The organism is Photobacterium frigidiphilum (genome assembly GCF_003025615.1).
GTDB lineage: Bacteria > Pseudomonadota > Gammaproteobacteria > Enterobacterales > Vibrionaceae > Photobacterium > Photobacterium frigidiphilum.
Genome location: NZ_PYMJ01000140.1, coordinates 1 through 686, shown reverse-complemented (window position 1 = coordinate 686; position 686 = coordinate 1). Strand labels below are relative to the sequence as shown.

General features: G+C 32.9%; 1 protein-coding gene. It reads left to right on the top strand.

Features of this window, described 5'->3' with window-relative positions:
* The coding region (locus C9J12_RS30300) for an STM3941 family protein (RefSeq protein ID WP_227876527.1) at positions 1–530 on the top strand (530 nt) is incomplete at its 5' end.
* Positions 531–686: the final 156 nt, after the last annotated feature.

The window sequence follows — 686 nt, the reverse complement described above, 5'->3', positions numbered from 1 at the left end:
GTTATAACTTGAAAGGAGAAACTTTTTTGGAAATTGGTTTTAATAAGAGAAAAGTGCTTAATTTAATTGTTTGCCATCTTGGATTGCTAGTTATTTTTGATGTTGTATACATATTATGGTCAATACGTTCTGGATATGGACTTTTGAATGAGATTTTACCAATTGCAATATTAGCAAATATTGGTTTGGCAACAATAGTTGGCATCAATTGCATGAAACTTAAATTTAAGGGTAATGTACTGGAAATAAGCGAAAAAGGCATTTTATTTAATACACCTTTACATGCTATAGCTAATATTAAGTGGGAAGATATAACAACCGTAAAGTGTGCTCCGTCATCTCAGGTTCCTTTAAAAGTCTATGTTCATAACACTAATGATTATATTAAAAACTACCATGGGATTACAAAAATTTATGCTTTAACCCTAAAGGCATTACGCGGAACTCCTTTTATCATAGAGATGTACCCACTAAATATTAGCCCGTACGAGCTTCAAACTAAGGTCTCAAGTTATTTGCTTACGAAGTAGAATAAACCTTAATTTTAGTAGCATATGATTTTTTACATCTGTGATGTACAAAAGTTATAACAAAAACATCAAGTTGACACGTTTTACTCCGCAGTTTTGGCATGGAGTTCACTGCGCTTGGTGAGTTAGTCGTGGTGCAACTTATGTTCGGCGTTA